The organism is Sphingomonas sp. Root720, assembly GCF_001428605.1.
In the GTDB taxonomy this organism is placed as follows: domain Bacteria; phylum Pseudomonadota; class Alphaproteobacteria; order Sphingomonadales; family Sphingomonadaceae; genus Rhizorhabdus.
On sequence record NZ_LMID01000011.1, the window covers coordinates 106,107 to 123,051 of the forward strand.

General features: G+C 65.1%; 20 protein-coding genes and 1 tRNA gene. 18 read left to right on the forward strand and 3 right to left on the reverse strand.

The annotated features are described in order from the left end of the window. Positions 1-189 precede the first annotated feature (189 nt). The 12 genes from ASE22_RS11305 (at position 190) to ASE22_RS11360 (ending at position 8,077) form a co-directional block, all read left to right on the forward strand. Complete coding sequence (locus ASE22_RS11305) at positions 190-897, forward strand: response regulator transcription factor (protein ID WP_056359094.1); 708 nt, start codon at positions 190-192, stop codon at positions 895-897. Beyond that, complete coding sequence (locus tag ASE22_RS11310; RefSeq protein ID WP_056359096.1) at positions 884-2,473, forward strand: sensor histidine kinase; 1,590 nt, start codon at positions 884-886, stop codon at positions 2,471-2,473. Before ASE22_RS11305 ends, ASE22_RS11310 begins: the two co-directional genes overlap by 14 nt. A gap of 3 nt (positions 2,474-2,476) precedes the next feature. Beyond that, complete coding sequence (locus ASE22_RS11315; RefSeq protein WP_056359098.1) at positions 2,477-2,935, forward strand: HPr kinase/phosphorylase; 459 nt, start codon at positions 2,477-2,479, stop codon at positions 2,933-2,935. Further along, positions 2,932-3,873 (forward strand): RNase adapter RapZ, encoded by a 942-nt coding sequence (gene rapZ / locus ASE22_RS11320; protein ID WP_056359101.1) that lies wholly within the window; start codon positions 2,932-2,934, stop codon positions 3,871-3,873. The genes ASE22_RS11315 and rapZ overlap by 4 nt, the downstream gene beginning before the upstream one ends. A 4-nt stretch (positions 3,874-3,877) precedes the next feature. Beyond that, positions 3,878-4,285 carry a PTS sugar transporter subunit IIA gene (locus ASE22_RS11325; protein ID WP_056359104.1) on the forward strand — a complete coding sequence of 136 codons (408 nt, stop codon included), beginning with the start codon at positions 3,878-3,880 and terminating at the stop codon, positions 4,283-4,285. Continuing rightward, positions 4,282-4,554 carry an HPr family phosphocarrier protein gene (locus ASE22_RS11330; RefSeq protein ID WP_056359106.1) on the forward strand — a complete coding sequence of 91 codons (273 nt, stop codon included), beginning with the start codon at positions 4,282-4,284 and terminating at the stop codon, positions 4,552-4,554. Before ASE22_RS11325 ends, ASE22_RS11330 begins: the two co-directional genes overlap by 4 nt. A gap of 115 nt (positions 4,555-4,669) precedes the next feature. Continuing rightward, positions 4,670-5,473: a TrmH family RNA methyltransferase gene (locus tag ASE22_RS11335; RefSeq protein ID WP_056359109.1), complete on the forward strand. Its 804-nt coding sequence runs from the start codon at positions 4,670-4,672 to the stop codon at positions 5,471-5,473. Continuing rightward, on the forward strand, positions 5,470-5,961 hold the full coding sequence (greB, locus tag ASE22_RS11340) for a transcription elongation factor GreB (protein WP_082545607.1): 492 nt from the start codon (positions 5,470-5,472) through the stop codon (positions 5,959-5,961). The genes ASE22_RS11335 and greB overlap by 4 nt, the downstream gene beginning before the upstream one ends. Positions 5,962-6,084: 123 nt before the next feature. After that, complete coding sequence (locus ASE22_RS11345) at positions 6,085-6,624, forward strand: helix-turn-helix domain-containing protein (RefSeq protein WP_235536412.1); 540 nt, start codon at positions 6,085-6,087, stop codon at positions 6,622-6,624. A 51-nt stretch (positions 6,625-6,675) separates the two neighbouring features. Beyond that, positions 6,676-7,023 (forward strand): hypothetical protein, encoded by a 348-nt coding sequence (locus ASE22_RS11350; protein ID WP_056359114.1) that lies wholly within the window; start codon positions 6,676-6,678, stop codon positions 7,021-7,023. Positions 7,024-7,076: 53 nt separating this feature from the next. Continuing rightward, positions 7,077-7,505, forward strand: coding sequence for a hypothetical protein (locus ASE22_RS11355; protein WP_056359117.1), 429 nt, complete (start codon positions 7,077-7,079; stop codon positions 7,503-7,505). Positions 7,506-7,552: 47 nt separating this feature from the next. Beyond that, positions 7,553-8,077 (forward strand): JAB domain-containing protein, encoded by a 525-nt coding sequence (locus ASE22_RS11360; protein ID WP_162248246.1) that lies wholly within the window; start codon positions 7,553-7,555, stop codon positions 8,075-8,077. A gap of 114 nt (positions 8,078-8,191) precedes the next feature. On the opposite strand, the gene lon is transcribed toward ASE22_RS11360, so the two are convergent. Beyond that, positions 8,192-10,594 (reverse strand): endopeptidase La, encoded by a 2,403-nt coding sequence (lon, locus tag ASE22_RS11365; RefSeq protein ID WP_056359122.1) that lies wholly within the window; start codon positions 10,592-10,594, stop codon positions 8,192-8,194. A 147-nt stretch (positions 10,595-10,741) separates the two neighbouring features. On the opposite strand from lon, the gene opgC reads away from it, so the two are divergent. Together opgC and ASE22_RS11375 are read left to right on the forward strand one after the other, a co-directional pair. Continuing rightward, positions 10,742-11,866: an OpgC domain-containing protein gene (gene opgC, locus ASE22_RS11370; protein WP_082545609.1), complete on the forward strand. Its 1,125-nt coding sequence runs from the start codon at positions 10,742-10,744 to the stop codon at positions 11,864-11,866. 104 nt (positions 11,867-11,970) lie between these two features. Next, positions 11,971-13,347, forward strand: a complete 1,377-nt coding sequence (locus tag ASE22_RS11375) for a class II 3-deoxy-7-phosphoheptulonate synthase (protein ID WP_056361060.1) — start codon at positions 11,971-11,973, stop codon at positions 13,345-13,347. Between the two features lie 87 nt (positions 13,348-13,434). Here the strand turns inward: ASE22_RS11375 and ASE22_RS11380 are convergent, their stop codons facing one another. Then, positions 13,435-13,641, reverse strand: a complete 207-nt coding sequence (locus ASE22_RS11380) for a hypothetical protein (RefSeq protein WP_056359128.1) — start codon at positions 13,639-13,641, stop codon at positions 13,435-13,437. A gap of 147 nt (positions 13,642-13,788) precedes the next feature. Here ASE22_RS11380 and ASE22_RS11385 point away from each other — a divergent pair. After that, positions 13,789-13,864, forward strand: a tRNA-Glu gene (locus tag ASE22_RS11385). Positions 13,865-14,144: 280 nt separating this feature from the next. Here ASE22_RS11385 and ASE22_RS11390 read toward each other — a convergent pair. Then, entirely contained in the window at positions 14,145-14,546 is a 402-nt protein-coding gene (locus ASE22_RS11390) for a PRC-barrel domain-containing protein (protein ID WP_082545610.1), read from the reverse strand. Between the two features lie 257 nt (positions 14,547-14,803). Between ASE22_RS11390 and ASE22_RS26195 the strand changes: the two genes are divergently transcribed. The 3 genes from ASE22_RS26195 (at position 14,804) to ASE22_RS26200 (ending at position 16,870) form a co-directional block, all read left to right on the forward strand. Further along, on the forward strand, positions 14,804-15,208 hold the full coding sequence (locus tag ASE22_RS26195; RefSeq protein ID WP_082545640.1) for a glycine zipper 2TM domain-containing protein: 405 nt from the start codon (positions 14,804-14,806) through the stop codon (positions 15,206-15,208). 155 nt (positions 15,209-15,363) lie between these two features. Then, on the forward strand, positions 15,364-15,651 hold the full coding sequence (locus ASE22_RS11395) for a hypothetical protein (protein ID WP_056359131.1): 288 nt from the start codon (positions 15,364-15,366) through the stop codon (positions 15,649-15,651). A 16-nt stretch (positions 15,652-15,667) separates the two neighbouring features. Continuing rightward, complete coding sequence (locus ASE22_RS26200; RefSeq protein WP_082545611.1) at positions 15,668-16,870, forward strand: universal stress protein; 1,203 nt, start codon at positions 15,668-15,670, stop codon at positions 16,868-16,870. The last annotated feature ends 75 nt before the right edge of the window (positions 16,871-16,945 follow it).

Here is a 16,945-nt window from a genome sequence, read left to right on the forward strand (position 1 = left end):
GCCGCGAATCCATCGTTCGACATCCTCTGCACCTTTATATCTTCCAAATCGCGCATAGTTTCAAAGCTACCTATCGTAAAGAGTGCGCAGTATGGTTGAACGGCCATAAGCGCTGCGCTAGGCAGAGCGAGCATTTTCCGGGCCATGGCGTGTCGGCCAGCTTATCTTTCGGGGAGGCCAATCGGTCCCATGACACCCACGATCGCCCTCGTCGACGACGATCGCAACATCCTGACCTCGGTGTCGATCGCCCTGCAATCGGAAGGGTTCGCGGTCCGTGTCTATTCGGATGGCGAATCGGCACTCAAGGCGTTGCTGGACAACCCGCCCGACCTCGCGGTTCTCGACATAAAGATGCCGCGCATGGATGGCATGGAGCTGTTGCGGCGCCTGCGCGAGAAGAGCAGCATCCCGACGATCTTCCTGACCTCGAAGGACGATGAACTCGACGAGGCGCTCGGCCTCGCCATGGGCGCCGACGACTATATCACGAAGCCCTTCTCGCAACGGCTGCTGATCGCCCGGATCCGCGCGATACTGCGCCGCACCGAAGCGCGGGCGACGACCGAGGACGCGGTCGATGCGCCGCCGATCGAAAAGATCGTGCGCGGCCGACTGGAAATGGATCCGGCGCGGCACCGCGTCCAGTGGGACGGGCGGGACGTCACGCTGACCGTCACCGAGTTCCTGATCCTCGAGGCGCTGGCCCAGCGTCCCGGTTTCGTGAAATCGCGCGACCAGCTGATGGACACCGCCTATCAGGACGACGTCTATGTCGACGACAGGACGATCGACAGCCACATCAAGCGGCTGAGGCGCAAGTTCCGGCAAGTCGATTCCGAGTTCAAGGCCATCGAGACGCTTTACGGCGTGGGCTATCGCTTTGCCGAAGAGTGACAGCGCCCTGGGCACGCCCGAGGCTGCGGCCCGCACGTCCCTCACGACCCGCATCCTGGCGGTCAACATCTTCGCGCTGGCGATGCTGGCGGGGGGCTTCTTCTACCTGGACAGCTATCGCGCCCAGCTGATCGACGCCCGTCTCGAGGAGACGGCCACCCAGGTCCGCCTCGTGGCGGAGGCCTATTCGGTGACGCCGCCGCCAGGGCGGCCGCAGCTGCTCGCCAAGTTCGGCATGCTTACCGATACGCGGCTCCGGGTCTACGCCTATCCCTCGCCGGGCACGCGCGCCGTCGCGGTCCCGCGCAGCTTCGACAGCTGGTCGATCTCCGGCCCGACCTACGAGCTGCGTGATCCGGCGCAGGAGGAATGGCAGAAGCGCGCCGCCCGCTTCCTGGATCGCTCGATCGACGTGATCGTCGGCGCCGACCATCCCGAGCGTTTCCGCGAGCCCCGACATGACACGCTCGCGGCCTGGCCGCTCGCGTTGCAGGCGGCGCGCAGCCACAATATCGCCACCACGGTCGAGCGTGCTCCGGACCGGACGCCGATGATCCTGGCCGCGATCGACCTGCGCCGTCCCGACGGCAGCGGCGCCGTGATCCTGTCGACCGAGAATCAGCGCGACATCACCCGCATCGTCCGCGCCGAGCGGCTCCGGCTCGGCGTCGTCCTGCTGATCGTCGTGCTCGTCTCGGTCAGCCTGTCCCTGTTCCTGGCCCGCACCATCGTCCGCCCGCTCCGCCGCCTCGCTCTTGCCGCGCACCGGGTCCGGCTCGGCCGCGCGCGCGAGGTGCAGGTGCCGCGCCTGCCCGAACGGCGCGACGAGATCGGCACGCTCGCCCGCGCCTTGTCCGACATGAGCATGGCGATCCGGCAGCGGATCGATGCGACCGAAGCCTTCGCCGCCGACGTCACCCACGAGCTCAAGAACCCGCTGGCGTCGCTGCGCTCGGCGGTCGACAGCCTGGGGCTCGTCACGGATCCGGCGCTCCAGAAGCAGCTGATCGACGTCATTCGCGACGATGTAGGCCGACTCGACCGGCTGATCACCGACATCGCCGAGGCCTCGCGGGTCGATGCCGAGCTGGCCCGCGCCCGGTTCGAATCGGTCGATCTCGGCACGATGATCGAGGGGCTGCTGACGACCCGTGAGGAGCGCGGTCGCAACGGCGACGTCCGCGTCGCCTTCGCGCGGCCACACCGCGGCACCGCCGTGGTGTTCGGCGACGGCTCGCGCCTCACCCGGGTGATCGAGAATCTCGTCGAGAATGCCGTCTCCTTCTCCCCCGCCGGGGGGCTCGTTCAGGTTGCAGCCACCCGCGATGGCGATGATGTGGTGATACGGGTCGAGGATGAGGGACCGGGCGTGCCGCCCGATGCGCGCGAGGCGATCTTCAACCGGTTCCACAGCGACCGGCCCGAAAGCGAGGAATTCGGCCGGCACAGCGGCCTCGGCCTCGCAATAGCGAAGGCCATCGTCGAGGGTCATCATGGTACGATCGCCGCAACCGACAGGGATAATGCGCCGAACGGCGCGCGCTTCGTCATCCGGCTGCCGGCCTGGAGCCGCTAGACGATGAGCGCCCCCGCCCTGGCCCCGTCGCACGCCAACCCTTTACATGCCAGCAGCGTCGCTATCGGCGGCCGCGTCGTTCTGATCGCGGGCCGCCCCGGCAGTGGCAAGTCGGATCTCGCGTTGCGGCTGGTCGATCGTGGCGCCCTGCTCGTGGCCGACGACTATACCCGGCTGGACCACCGCGAAGGCCGGCTGGTCGCCACGCCGCCACCGCGGATCGCCGGGAAGATCGAGGTACGGGGCGTCGGGATCCTCGACCTGCCGTTCGCGGCCGAGGGGATGGTCTCCCTGCTGGTCGACCTCGACGGCCCGGTCGAGCGCCTGCCCGACGAGCCGCTTCCAACGACCGCGCTGGAGGGCGTCGCCATCCCCACCCTGGCCCTTGCCGCCTTCGAGGCGTCGGCGCCAATCAAGGTGGAGCAGGCGCTGCACCGTCATGGGCTGGGAGGCCCGCAATGACCAAGGCTGGAGAGCCGAGCCGCATATTGTTCGTCACCGGCATGTCCGGTGCCGGAAAGAAGACCGCGCTCAAGGCGCTCGAGGACATGGGCTGGGAGACGGTCGACAACCTTCCGCTGTCGCTGCTCGACCGGCTGTTGGCCGCCAGCCCGCCCGAGGGCAGCCTCGACGACGGCCGCCCCCTCGCGCTTGGCATCGACAGCCGGACCCGCGATTTCGACAGCCGGCGCGTCATCCGTAGGGTCCGGTCGCTGCGCGACGGCGGGCGCGACGCCTCGATCCTGTTCCTCGACTGCTCGGGCGCCGAGCTGAGCCGCCGCTATTCGGAGACGCGCGCGCGTCACCCGCTGGCGCAGGATCGCCAGGTCGAGGACGGCATCACCTATGAGCGCGAGTTGCTCGCGCCGCTGCGTGAGGCCGCCGACGAACTGGTCGAGACCACCGACAGCTCGACCAACGAGCTGCAGGCGCTGCTCCGCCGCCGCTTCGGCGAATCGACCGGGACGGGAACGACCCTGACGGTGATGTCCTTCGCCTTTTCGCGTGGAGTACCGCGCGACGCAGACCTGATGTTCGACATGCGGTTCCTGCGCAACCCGCACTGGGTGCCCGATCTCAAGCCCCATACCGGTCTCGATCCCGACGTCGGTGCCTATATCGCCGGCGATCCCATCTATCCCGAGGCGCGGGCGCGGATCGAGGAGCTTATCTTGCTGCTGCTGCCGCGCTATGAGGCCGAAGGCAAAAGCTATGTGACGATCGCGATCGGCTGTACCGGCGGGAAGCACAGATCGGTGCATTTCGCCGAAACTCTCGCAAGCCGGTTGCGTGACGAGGGATTTTCGCCCACGGTCCGCCACCGCGATCTGACTCGCCAGAGGTCGGACGTACAGGAGAGCACCGTGCCAGGCGTGGGATCAGGACCATTGGGTTTTTAGTCAGATGATCGGATTGGTGCTCGTTACCCATGGCCGTCTTGCGGCCGAGTTCGTGACCGCGATGGAACATGTCGTTGGTCCGCAGACAGCGATCGAGGCGATCTGCATCGGTCCCGACGACGACATGGAAAGCCGTCGGGCCGACATCGCCCGCGCGGTGAAGGGGGTCGACGACGGTTCGGGCGTCATCCTGCTGACCGACCTGTTCGGCGGCACGCCGTCGAATCTCGCCATCTCGCTGATGGAGCCCGGCCGGGTCGAGGTGATCGCGGGGATCAACCTGCCGATGCTGATTCGTCTCGAAGGCGCGCGCAAGATGATGAAGATCAAGGCCGCCGTCGCCGCCGCGCGCGACGCCGGCCGCAAATATATCTCGGTCGCATCCGAGGTTCTGGGGGAAGCCGCCGCATGACGCAGTTCCGGCGTGAAGTGCAGATCACCAATATTCGGGGGCTACACGCCCGGGCCAGCGCCAAATTCGTCACCCTCGCCAGCGCGCACAGCGCCGAGGTCGAGGTCGAGAAGGACGGTTCGAAGGTCGCCGGCACCTCGATCATGGGCCTGATGATGCTGGGTGCCGCCAAGGGTGACAGCGTCGTCATATCCGCCACCGGCGACGGTGCCGAAAAGGCGCTCACGGCCCTGATAGAACTGGTCGAAGGCAAATTCGGCGAGGAATAACGGCTCTCCGGTCGTCGTCCCTGCGAAAGCCGGGATCTCGTTTCCTGCTTTCGCGACCGCCAGAAAAATGAGAGTCCAGCGCTCGCTGGAATGACGAAGCTACGGAACCACCGCCCTGCCCCGCCAGATCACCGCCTTCTCCAACCCGCTCATCAAGCGTGTCCGTTCGCTTCGCGAGAAGCGGCACCGGCGCGATGAAGGACTGTTCCTGGCGGAAGGGCTGCGGATCCTGACCGAGGCGTCCGAGAGCGGCACGCTGCCCGAGTTCATCTTCTTTGCGAGGGACGGCGCCCAACACCCCCTGGCACAAGCACTTATCGAAGCCGTCGAGGCGAATGGCGGCGAAGCGATCGAGACCGACCGCGACATCCTGTCCAAGCTGTCGGGGAAGGATAATCCCCAGACCGTCATCGGCGTCTATCGCGAGTTCGACACCTCGCTCGATCGTATCGATCGCGATCGCGCCGGTATCTGGATCGTCGCCCAGTCGCTGCGCGATCCGGGCAATCTTGGCACGATCCTCCGGACCGGCGACGCGGTCGGCGCCGGCGGGCTGATCCTCGTCGACGACTGCGTCGATCCCTTCTCGGTCGAAGCCGTGCGCGCGACGATGGGCGCGCTCTTCACCCAGACGATCGCGACCGCGCGCTGGTCCGAATTCCTGACCTGGCTACGCGCCGGCCCGGGCCAGCTCGTCGGCACCAGCCTCAAGGCCACCCAGGACTATCAGGCACCGCGCTACGCGGCGCCGACCTTCATCCTCGTCGGCAACGAGGCACAGGGCCTGCCGGCCGATTATGAGGATCAGTGCGACCTGCTGGTAAGAATGCCGATGCTGGGCAAGGCCGACAGCCTCAATGCCGCGGTGGCGACGGCGGTGATGGCCTATGAGGTCCTGAACCAACGCAGGACGCGGTGAGCGATCAGCCGCCGCCCAATTACATCACGCCGGCCGGCTTCGCCGCGATGCGGGCGCGCTACGAGCAGCTGTTCGGGACGGAACGCCCGGCTCTGGTCGAGGTGATCAGCTGGGCCGCCGGCAATGGCGACCGGTCGGAAAACGGCGATTATATCTATGGCCGCAAGAAGCTGCGCGAGATTGACCGTGAGCTCGCCCATCTCTCGCGGCGCATGAAGGCGGCGAAGGTCGTCGACCCGGCCCGCCAGGCCGACCGCGACCGTGTCTTCTTCGGCGCGACCGTGACGGTCGTCGACGAGGACGATGTCGAGCGGACCCTGACCCTGGTCGGCGCCGACGAAGCCGATGCCGGCGGCGGCCGGATCAGCTGGCTGTCCCCCATCGCCCGCGCGCTGCGCGGCGCGGCCGTCGGCGAGGTCCGCCGTGTCACCCTGCCGGGGGGCGAGCGCGAGCATGAGATCCTCTCGATTCGGTATCCGGACGCCTGAACGACCGGGCAGAGCCGTCCCAGACCGCGTTCTGAGGCGCTTGTCTCGTTCCGGATCAATCACTTGCGACGATCAGACCAAGTTTCGCATCGACTCGAAGCGCCGATGCGGTATTTTTCAGGCATGAGCATCGAGGCCATCAGCAAACTGACCGCCAGGCAACGCGATTGCCTGCGCCTCGTGCTGCATCACAAGCAATCGAAGGAGATCGGCCGCGAGCTCGGTATTTCGCCGATGACGGTCGACAATCATTTCCGCAGCGCGATCCAGACGCTGGGCGTGTCGAACCGCCTGGAAGCCGCGCTCATGCTGGCCTCCCACGAGGGCGGAGAGGCTAGTCAGCGATTGACTAGTCAACCGCGCCCCGTTGTTTCCCCGACCGAAAGATCCATCATGGCCCCGTCGTCGGATGCCGGTGACGGGCAAAGGGAAATGGCGAGCGCGCTTCGGGAAGATCAGGTTCCATACCGGACCTACCGCGAAACAAGCTTCGTCGACCTCCCCTTGCCGGTGCCTACCAGGGGGAAACCACGCAATGACCTGTCGATCGCCCAACGCCTGTTCTGGATCGCCGTGCTGATCTTCGGAATGGGATTGGGAGCTGGCGCGTTGTTGTCCGGTTTTGCCGCTCTGACGAATATCGCCCTGGCGCTCAAGCACTAGGGACTTCCTGCAACCGTTCCGAAGCGCCCGTTCCGGCGCATGGGGAGAGCTATGTCCAAGAACCGTGATGATGCAACGCTGCGCGTCTATGCCGCACTCGAAGAATATGAGCGCGCTCTCGACATGGCCGCCAAGAGCGGCGCCCTCCTGGCAGCCGAGCTCCCGCAGGCGCGGCTCGACGGCAATTTTGCGCTGGAGGTCGCCCAGGGCGCGTTCACGCACTTTTTCAACTCGCTCTCCACGATCGTCGCGGCGCGCGGCCAAGTCGTAGAAGGCCATCGCGAGCTCGCCATCGTGCAGCGCAGGTTCAACCTGCCGGTCGTGTCGACCGGCGACAAGACCGGCATCCCGAAGCTGCCGATCGACAATGGCGAGTCGATGCCCCGCCGCGTGGCATGAGACCGCGGATCACCCCTTGACGCCGGCCATGCTAAGCCGGATTGGGTCGAGGGGTGATCCGGTTCATCTTCTACGGCGCGCTGATGTGGGGCGTCTGCCTTTACGCCTTCTTCCGAGGCGGACGGGGCGAACGCATCGCCGCGGCCAGTCTGCTGGTGGCGACCTATTCCACGGCGCTGGTTGCCAGCCCGATGGCGATGCGCTTCCAGGGCATCGAAGTCCCGATCATGATGGTGGACGGAGCTTTCTTCCTCGTCCTGATCGGGATTTCCCTGAAATCGGAAAAATTCTGGCCGCTATGGCTTACCGCAATGCAGGGCCTGACACTCTTGTCGCACTTCGCGCCCTATGTCCCGCATGTGTTGCCATGGGCCTACGGCAATGCGCTTGCCATATGGAGCTACCCCATGCTGATCGCCCTGGCCTTCGCGGTCCACGGCCATCACCGGAGCAGGAGGGGTGGCGTTTCGTACGGCAGCTGATCCAGACGGTCAGGCCGGTGGGCGCCGCCGCCGCCGTAGACCGGTTGATGGTCGAGTTCATCGACGCCTCCACCCTGCTCTTCGCCAGTCCCGCGCGGCTCGACCGCGCCCTGCCCGACGACCGGGCGATCATCGACCTGCTGATCGCCACGCGCGAACTGTTTCTGCACTCGCTCGAGCGGCGGATTAGCTGGCGGCCCGTCCTGGCCGACGACCGGAGCGTGCTCGACTATCTGATCGCCAGCATGGCGCACCAGCCGGCGGAACAGGTCCGGGTGCTCTATCTCAACACCAAGAACGAATTGCTGCGCGACGAGATCGTCGCCTGGGGCTCGGTCAACCGGGTCGACATCTCCCCGCGCGAGGTCATCCGCCGCGCGCTCGACCTGTCGGCAACGGGCCTGCTGCTCGCGCATAACCACCCTTCGGGAGATCCGACGCCGAGCGCGAGCGACCTTACCGTCACCCGCGATCTCTTCAATGCCGCGCGGCTGTTCGAGATCGCGCTGCTCGACCATATCATCGTCGCCCGCCAGGGCTGCTACAGCTTTCGCGCGGAAGGCCGGCTTTAGGGCGATTTCCGAGCCGGGTCGAACATCCCCGCCTCGGAAATCACGGTACGAACATGGCCTGTAACAGCGATCGGAAATGGCGGGCGCCTCGTCCGGATCGCCCGCCCTTCCCGCTCAGTGCCGAACCGCGACCTCGCCGCCGTCGGGGCTGGTCGCCCCTTTCAAGGTAAGGGCCACTTCGTCCGCCTCGGTCCAGTCGATCGCGGTCAGATGGCCGGCCAGCGCCAGGCCCAGCACCTCGTCGACATGGCTGACGGGAATGATCTTCAGCCCCTCCCGAATCCGGGCGGGGATCTCGACCAGGTCCTTCTCGTTCTCCTTGGGGATCAGCACCGTGGTGATGCCGCCGCGCAACGCCGCCAGGAGCTTCTCCTTGAGGCCGCCGATCGGCAGCACGCGGCCGCGCAAGGTCACCTCGCCCGTCATCGCCACCTCCTTGCGAACCGGAATGCCGGTCAGGGTGGAGATGATCGCGGTGGTGATGCCGATGCCCGCCGAAGGGCCGTCCTTGGGAACCGCACCCTCTGGCAGATGGATGTGGATGTCCTTCCGCGCGATCAGGCTGGGCTTGATGCCATAGGCCGGGGCACGCGCCTTGACGAAGCTGAAAGCCGCCTGGACGCTCTCCTTCATCACGTCGCCGAGCTTGCCGGTCGTGCTGATGCCGCCCTTGCCGGCCACGGTGACTGCCTCGATCGTCAGCAGCTCGCCGCCGACCTCGGTCCAGGCGAGACCCGTGACGGCACCGACCTGGTCATCCTCCTCGCCGATGCCGAAGCGGTATTTCCGCACGCCCGCGAAATCGGCCAGGTTGTCGGGGGTGATGACGACCTTTTCCTCCTTGCCCTCGAGGATGCGGCGCAGGCTCTTGCGCGCCAGCTTGGCGATCTCGCGCTCCAGCGTCCGGACGCCAGCTTCGCGGGTATAATAGCGGATCAGGTCGCGCAGCCCTTCGTCGGTCAGTTCGAACTCGCCGGGTTTCAGGCCGTGCGCCTCGATCTGCTTGTCGCGCAGGTGATCCTTGGCGATCTCGACCTTCTCGTCCTCGGTATAGCCTTCGAGGCGGATGATCTCCATGCGGTCGAGCAACGGCTGCGGGAGGTTCAGGCTGTTCGCGGTGCATACGAACATTACATCCGACAGGTCGATGTCGATCTCCAGATAATGGTCCTGGAATTTGCTGTTCTGCTCGGGGTCGAGCACCTCGAGCAGCGCCGAGGCAGGATCTCCGCGAAAGTCCTGGCCCAGCTTGTCGATCTCGTCGAGGAGGAACAGCGGGTTGGACGTCCCCGCCTTCTTCAGGTTGGTGACGATCTTGCCGGGCAGCGAACCGATATAGGTCCGCCTATGGCCGCGGATCTCGGCCTCGTCGCGCACGCCGCCCAGCGACTGACGCACGAACTCGCGTCCCGTCGCCTTGGCGATCGAGCGGCCGAGCGACGTCTTGCCGACGCCGGGCGGGCCGACGAGGCACAAAATCGGCCCCTTCAGCTTGTTGGTGCGCGCCTGGACCGCCAGATATTCGACGATCCGGTCCTTGACCTTCTCGAGCCCGTGATGATCGGCGTCGAGCACCGCCTGCGCCGCGGCGATATCCTTCTTGAGCTTGGACTTCTTGCCCCATGGCAGGCCGAGCAGCACGTCGAGATAGTTGCGGACGACGGTCGCCTCGGCCGACATCGGCGCCATGGTGCGCAGCTTCTTGAGCTCCGCAGTGGCCTTGCCGCGCGCTTCCTTCGACAGCTTGAGCTTGGTGATGCGCGCCGCGAGTTCGCTCAGCTCGTCGCCGCCGTCATCGCCCTCGGCATTGCCCAACTCGCGCTGGATCGCCTTGAGCTGCTCGTTCAGATAATATTCCCGCTGGGTCTTCTCCATCTGGCGCTTGACGCGGCTGCGGATCTTCTTCTCGACCTGAAGGACGCCGAGTTCGCCTTCCATCAGCGCGAATGCCATTTCCAGCCGCTTGGCGGGATCGAGCTCGATCAGCAGCGCCTGCTTGTCGGAAACCTTGATCGAGATGTTGGCGGCGACCGCGTCGGCGAGCTTCGACGCCTCCTCGATCTGGCCGAGCTGGACCGAGGTCTCGGCCGGCAGCTTTTTGTTGAGCCGCGCGTAATTCTCGAACTGGTCGACGACCGAGCGCATCAGCGCCGCGACCTCGGTGCCTTCGGCTTCGCCTTCCTCGATCAGGACGACATCGGCCGTCAGGTGGCTGTCGTCGCCGTGCAGCGTCTCGAGCTCGGCGCGCTGCTTGCCTTCGACGAGCACGCGGACGGTGCCGTCGGGCAGCTTGAGCAGTTGGAGCACCGTGGCGACGACGCCGAGATCGTAGAGCGCGTCGCGGTCGGGATCGTCCTCGGCCGGATCGAGCTGGGCGACCAGGAAGATCGACTTGTCCGCCGCCATCGCGCTCTCCAGCGCGGCGACCGATTTTTCGCGGCCGACGAACAGGGGCACGATCATGTGCGGGAAAACGACGATATCGCGCAACGGCAATACGGGAAGGGTCTCAGTCATCTATTCTCCGATCGGAGCGCCGCGGGGGCGTATCCGAATCCTATATGGGCTCACGTTCTTTCATGATCAATGAACCGCGAGCCTTGTGCCGCCCAATTTTGTCTTGGCCACGTTGTAATTTTTCCCTCCTGCGGTAAGGGGCGCCGGGTGACATCCTCCGATACGAGCCATGGCGGCGGGTCGCGCCCTAGCCGGCGCGATGCCAGCATCGACATATTGCGCGGCATGGCCCTGATCACGATCACCATAAACCATATCACCGGCTTCACCGATCGCATGCACATGGCCGGCATGCAGTTCCCGACGCTGACGCTATGGGGCTTCTCCAGCGCCGCCGAGATATTCTTCCTGTTATCCGGCTATCTGGTCGGCGCCGTCTATTTCCGCGCGGATCGCGACCCCACAGTCGCCAGCTTCGCGAGGAAGATGTGGCGGAGGACGGGCAAGCTCTACCTCTACAATCTCGGGCTGTTCCTGGCGCTCGTTCCGCTCGCGCTTAACTCGCCGGATCTCGCGCGGCTCAGCTTCTACTCCTATTTCATCAGCGGCGGGCCATCGACGATCGTCGATTTCCTGGCCCTCTACATCCAGCCCTACTGCCTCGAGATCCTGGTCACCTACATGGTGCTGCTAGGGACCGCGCCGGTCTTCGCGCTGGTGCTGCGCTGGCAGCCCATCGTCGCGCTGCTCGCCTCGGCCGGGCTCTACTGGTTCGCCCACGAGCATGCGTGGTTCAACATCATCGGCGGATCGCCGGTCGGCGACTGGCGCTGGAACTTCAATCCGGCGTCGTGGCAGCTCGTCTTCCTGGGCGCGATGGCGGCGGGACGCTACGGGCTGCTTGCCCGCCTCGAAAGGCGTGCGGAGGGCAATTGGCACTGGCTGGTTCCGCCGATGCTGCTGTTTGCCGGGCTCACCCTGTTGTTCCTGGCCCAGCGCTGGTTCTCGTTCGAGGTACTTTACCAGAGCAAGATCCGGATCGGCCCCGTTCGGGTCGCCCATGCCCTGTCGGTCTGCTGGCTGATCATGAGCATGCTGTGGATGTGGCCGCGCCTGCAGCGGCTGTGGCTGATGCGCCAGTGCGCGGTGATCGGGTCCAACTCGCTGCAGACCTTCGTGGCCTCGGTCGCCCTCAGCTACGCCGCGGGCTTTCTGTGGATCGAGCTCTGGCCCAACCATGACGCCTATATCGCGCTGTGCATCGGCAGCGTCGCCCTGCTCGGCGTGTACGCGAACATCTATCGCCGCTGGAAGGCCGCCCGCGCCGACTGATCGGCTCAGCAAATCGCAGCTTGCCGACTCCAAAGTCACCCTGCCCTTGCCTTTCACGGTGCTCGCGCGCATGGGAAGCGCCCGAATTGGTAATGGGACTGGACATGGCGACGAACTGGACGCCCGAAAGCTGGCGTCAACATCAAGCGGTGCAGATGCCGGACTATCCGGACACGGCGGCCCTGGCGGCGGCCGAGAAGGAATTGTCGAGCTTTCCGCCACTGGTCTTTGCCGGCGAGGCGCGCGAACTGACGGCATCGCTCGCCCAGGTCGCCGACGGCAAGGCCTTTCTGCTCCAGGGCGGCGACTGCGCCGAGAGTTTCGCCGAGTTTCATCCGAACAACATCCGCGACACCTTCCGCGTACTGCTGCAGATGGCGGTCGTACTGACCTTCGCGTCGAAGATGCCGGTGGTGAAGCTCGGCCGCATGGCGGGCCAGTTCGCGAAGCCCCGCTCCGCGCCCAACGAGGAGATCGGCGGCGTCACCCTGCCCAGCTATCGCGGCGACATCATCAACGACATCAATTTCGAGCCGGCCGCTCGCCAGCCCGATCCCCAACGGATGATCAAGGCGTACAGCCAGTCGGCGGCGACGCTCAACTTGCTGCGCGCCTTCGCGCAGGGCGGCTACGCCAATCTCCATCAGGTCCATGCCTGGACCCTCGACTTCATGGGCCGCAGCCCCTGGGCCGCGCAATATGGCGAGGTGGCGAGCCGGATCGGCGACGCACTGGACTTCATGGCGGCCTGCGGGATCAACCCGGAAACGGTGCCACAGCTCAAGGGGACGCAGTTCTACACCAGCCACGAGGCGCTGCTGCTGCCCTATGAGCAGGCGCTGACCCGCGAGGACAGCCTCAACACCGGCGAATATATCGATGCGTCGGCGCACTTCCTGTGGATCGGCGATCGCACCCGCTTCGAAGGCTCGGCCCATGTCGAGTTTCTGCGCGGCGTGATCAACCCGATCGGCCTGAAGTGCGGTCCGAGCCTTGAGCCCGACGCGCTGCTGCGCCTGCTCGACACGCTCGATCCCGCGCGCGAGCCGGGCCGGATCACCCTGATCACCCGCTACGGGCATGACAAGATCGAAAAGCACCTGCCGGCGCTCGTCCGCGCCGTGAAGCGCGAGGGCCGCAAGGTAGTCTGGTCGTGCGACCCGATGCACGGCAACGTCGTCAAGGCCGCCAACGGCTACAAGACGCGGCCGTTCGACCGCATTCTCGCCGAGGTGCGCGGCTTCTTTGCCGTCCACCGCGCCGAAGGCACCCATGGCGGCGGCATCCATGCCGAGATGACCGGCCAGAACGTCACCGAATGCACCGGCGGTGCCATGGCGGTGACCGACGAGAACCTGGCCGATCGCTACCATACCCATTGCGATCCGCGGCTCAACGCCGGCCAGAGCCTCGAACTGGCCTTCCTGCTTGCGGAGATGCTCAACCAGGAAATGAAGGAGCGCGACCGGGCCGCGGCCTGATCGCGCATCCGTCGGCGGCGGCCGCCAATGCGGGAGCAGACGCCATCGGCCTTCGGGGTCGGTGGCGTTTTTTTTTGCAGCAGGCGGTCAGTTGCGCAGCGGGCGCATCGCGCGCCAGGGCTCCTCGAAGCGTTGTTCGACGATCTGGAGGAGACGATCGAGGCTATCCACCGCCTGATCGTCGCAGAGCCTGACCGCGTCTGCGATCCGGTCGACCAGCACCGCGATGGCACCGACACCATGGAGCGCGATCAGGTCGTCGGCCTTGTCCCGCGAGGTCAGTTCTGCGTGCATGGTCCAAATCTAGCGCCCCCCGCCCCCAAGGCCATTGCGTAGTTTCCCGGTGCAACGGGCGATCGGCGCATATGGCGAACGGGTCGGCGCGCTGCAGCCCTTGACTTGGCACCGGCTGCCCCATAAGGACGCCGCTCCGCACAGGACGGCCCCTTCGTCTAGCGGTCTAGGACGTCGCCCTCTCACGGCGAAAACACGGGTTCGAGTCCCGTAGGGGTCACCAGCGATTTCGGGAGCTGCAACAGCTCGGTGCGCTCTGAGATAGAATGCGTGCCTCGTGTCGGTTCACATCCCTCCCGCCCCCGGCTGTGAGATGCAGCGCCCCTGGATCGATCAGCTTCGCTTGCCGCATCAGGTGGAGCCGCCACGGAAACGGCCCGCGTTACCAGCACCATCACGGGGATGAAGGCGAACGCCGCCAGGGGCGGCGCCTCGCCCGTCCAAAAAGCCGGAGACAGACGCTCGAGCGTCGTCCTCCGGTAAAAACAGCCTCTATCGGAAGCCTACCAAGGCACGGCGACGCCATAATGGCCATAAATGCCGGCGCCATATGCCCGGTCGAACACGGGACTTTCCGTCGTGCTAAAGCTGGGACCGCTACGCAGCGCATCCTTTGAGATGCCGACGACATAACCTCCGAGTTTTTCGTCGTAACGCAAAACCGACCAAGGCAGCGGATGATAATGCTCGCCCATGCCCAGGAATCCTCCGAAGGACATCACGGCATATTCGACGTGCCCCGTATATTTATCGATCATGACATTGTGAATATTGCCGATTTTTTCGTCCTGCGCGTTATAGACCGAGGTTCCCTCGACCTTGTCCGACGCGATCGTCCGATCGGTTTCCTCCGTCGGGACGGCTGTTTCGAGGGATTCGGGATATTCCGACCTAGTAACGGTCATTATATATCTCCTTTTAATTGATAATAACCCGATAAATATTCGGCAGTATTTAAATTCGCCGTGACACATAGCCGATCTACCGGCCGGCAGGATCGGTATTTGCGCGCTTATCGAAAACGCGAAACAATTTATCGGATATCGGGACAACGCAATTCACGGCTATTTGTTGCCTAGATTCGGGATGTTTTACCGGCTGTTGCGCAACGATAGACGGTTTCATGCATTTGGATCGCACCGAAAGATTTCTGGAGAGCGAGATGCGATTGATTGCATTGGGCCTTTTGGCCACCACCTTGGTCGGCGGTTGCGCGAGCGACGGCGGCTCTCGTTATGGCGTCAATTCAAACTATCGGAACTATGATTATAATCGGCCTGATCCGGCTTATGGTGGCTATGACGCAGGGCGCTATTATCGCGATGACCGACGGTACCGCGAACGTCGCATTAGCCACAACGAGCGCGTCTACCGCGGCAATGATGGTAGATATTATTGCCGTCACAAGGACGGAACGACAGGCTTGATCGTCGGTGGGATAGCCGGGGGCGTGCTGGGCAACGTCATCGCTCCCGGCGGATCGGAAACGCTTGGCACCATCCTCGGCGCCGCCGGCGGGGCTGTAGCCGGCAGGGCAATTGATCGCGGCAATACGCGCTGCAGATGATCCTGCAACGATGAGCAGGTCCGGGCGGCGTCGCCCGTCCGGGCCATTTGTTCTCATCCTCCCTCTTGGCAATGCCTTTTGCCGCCGACTGCTCCATCTTGGCCAGCCTTCGAAACGTTGGACATGCTCAACCGCTCGCTCGGTAGAGGCGCGTAATGGATTGGCATGCTTGGGTGGAGCATCGCTTCCTGCTCACGGTCGTCAACGCTATCCTGATCATCGTCGTGCTCCATGTGGTCGCCAAGGTCGCGAACCATATGCCCGCGCACATTATCGGCCGATCGAGCAGTCTCGATGTCTCGCAGCGCGCGATGGTGCAGAAGCTGGCCGGTATCGGCGTGATTGTCGTGGCGGTGCTGCTCGGCATCGACCTGCTCGGCGTCGATCTGACAGCCCCGACCGTATTTTCCGGCGCCGCCGGGCTCGCCATTCAACGGATCTAGCGATCGCCGCGTCCGCTTGATCACCTCGCGCCCGCCGCTCTATTTCCTTCGTACATTCCCCTATTTCTACCGGTTGAGGATCGGCTCACCGTGCAGCCTGATGAGGCGAGACCGCCCGCATTTCCGGGGCTCGCCTGGTGATCGCCACCGCCATGTCGCGGCACGTCGTCAGCGTTCACGACCAGCAGGGAAAGGCAATGCCATGTCGACCAATGGAGTGTTCGTCCCCGCCCAGGGAATCGCGGCGAAAGATACCGATTATCGGGTCACGGCTTGCGTCGATCGAGCCGATGGAGGCGATCACGTGGTCCGTCATGCCTTCACGATGGCCAAGGCGCTCGCAGCGCCGGTAACGCTGTTCCAGGTGCTCGATGGGCCAGCTGGTCCGGCAACCTGCCCGGATCCGATCGAATGGGACTTGCGGCGACATGAGGCGAGACGCTCGCTGGGACGTCTCGCGGAAGTGCCGGGCGACGAGCCCCGACTGGCTGACATTCGACTGGCGCAAGGACAGGTCGGTGAGGAGATCTGCCGCTTTACCCGGGAGCAGCCAAGCGGTTTGCTGGTTCTCGGCACGCGCGGCTCCGACGACCCCAAGGGTCAGGGGATCGGGGGAACGATCCTCAATGTCCTTCATGGAGCCTCCGGGTCCGTTCTCCTCGTTCCTTCGTCGTCGCTCGCCACGCCCGACGCCGCCTATCGCCATATTCTGGTACCGGTGGATGGCTCGGCCTGGGCGGAAAGCGTGATCCCGCTGGCGGCACGCCTCGCCAAGGCGAATGACGCCGAGCTGTTGCTGGCGCATGTCGTTCCCGGTCCGGAGTTGACCGAAGCGAGGCCTTATGAGGCGGCCGATCTCGAATTGCGTCGCCAGGTCGTCGAACGCAACGCGCGGGCCGCCCGCGCCTATCTGGATCGCCTCCGAAACGCCGTGGCCGCCCTGGACCTGCGCGTGCGGCTATTGTTGGTGCAGGGCGACGACGTGCGGGCGACGCTCGGCCGGCTGATCTGCAACGAGCACGCCGATCTCGTCGTCCTGTCGGCGCGCGGGCATGGGCTCGGCACCCATGCGGACATGCCCTATGGCAGCGTGACCGGCTATCTCGTCGCACATTGTCCCACGCCGATACTGATCGTCCGGACGCCGGACGCGCCACCCGTTCCGGCGACACATGCCCACAGCCAGGATTTGCGGCTGCCCGACCTTGCATCGGCCTGACCGCGGTGGCCGACATTGCGTGGGATCCAATCGCAGCGGCCGCGCATGACATTGCGGCACGCCACCGTCCGATCG

Excerpts from the sequence above, each read along its gene's own strand:
- lon (WP_056359122.1), bottom strand. The coding sequence starts at position 10,594 with ATGACTGAGACCCTTCCCGTATTGCCGTTGCGCGATATCGTCGTTTTC.
- ASE22_RS11315 (WP_056359098.1), top strand. The coding sequence starts at position 2,477 with ATGAGCGCCCCCGCCCTGGCCCCGTCGCACGCCAACCCTTTACATGCC.
- ASE22_RS11375 (WP_056361060.1), top strand. The coding sequence starts at position 11,971 with ATGGCGACGAACTGGACGCCCGAAAGCTGGCGTCAACATCAAGCGGTG.
- ASE22_RS11345 (WP_235536412.1), top strand. The coding sequence starts at position 6,085 with ATGAGCATCGAGGCCATCAGCAAACTGACCGCCAGGCAACGCGATTGC.
- ASE22_RS11305 (WP_056359094.1), top strand. The coding sequence starts at position 190 with ATGACACCCACGATCGCCCTCGTCGACGACGATCGCAACATCCTGACC.
- ASE22_RS11330 (WP_056359106.1), top strand. The coding sequence starts at position 4,282 with ATGACGCAGTTCCGGCGTGAAGTGCAGATCACCAATATTCGGGGGCTA.
- ASE22_RS26195 (WP_082545640.1), top strand. The coding sequence starts at position 14,804 with ATGCGATTGATTGCATTGGGCCTTTTGGCCACCACCTTGGTCGGCGGT.
- ASE22_RS11390 (WP_082545610.1), bottom strand. The coding sequence starts at position 14,546 with ATGACCGTTACTAGGTCGGAATATCCCGAATCCCTCGAAACAGCCGTC.
- ASE22_RS11380 (WP_056359128.1), bottom strand. The coding sequence starts at position 13,641 with ATGCACGCAGAACTGACCTCGCGGGACAAGGCCGACGACCTGATCGCG.
- ASE22_RS11350 (WP_056359114.1), top strand. The coding sequence starts at position 6,676 with ATGTCCAAGAACCGTGATGATGCAACGCTGCGCGTCTATGCCGCACTC.
- ASE22_RS11360 (WP_162248246.1), top strand. The coding sequence starts at position 7,553 with ATGGTCGAGTTCATCGACGCCTCCACCCTGCTCTTCGCCAGTCCCGCG.
- ASE22_RS11395 (WP_056359131.1), top strand. The coding sequence starts at position 15,364 with ATGGATTGGCATGCTTGGGTGGAGCATCGCTTCCTGCTCACGGTCGTC.
- ASE22_RS11325 (WP_056359104.1), top strand. The coding sequence starts at position 3,878 with ATGATCGGATTGGTGCTCGTTACCCATGGCCGTCTTGCGGCCGAGTTC.
- rapZ (WP_056359101.1), top strand. The coding sequence starts at position 2,932 with ATGACCAAGGCTGGAGAGCCGAGCCGCATATTGTTCGTCACCGGCATG.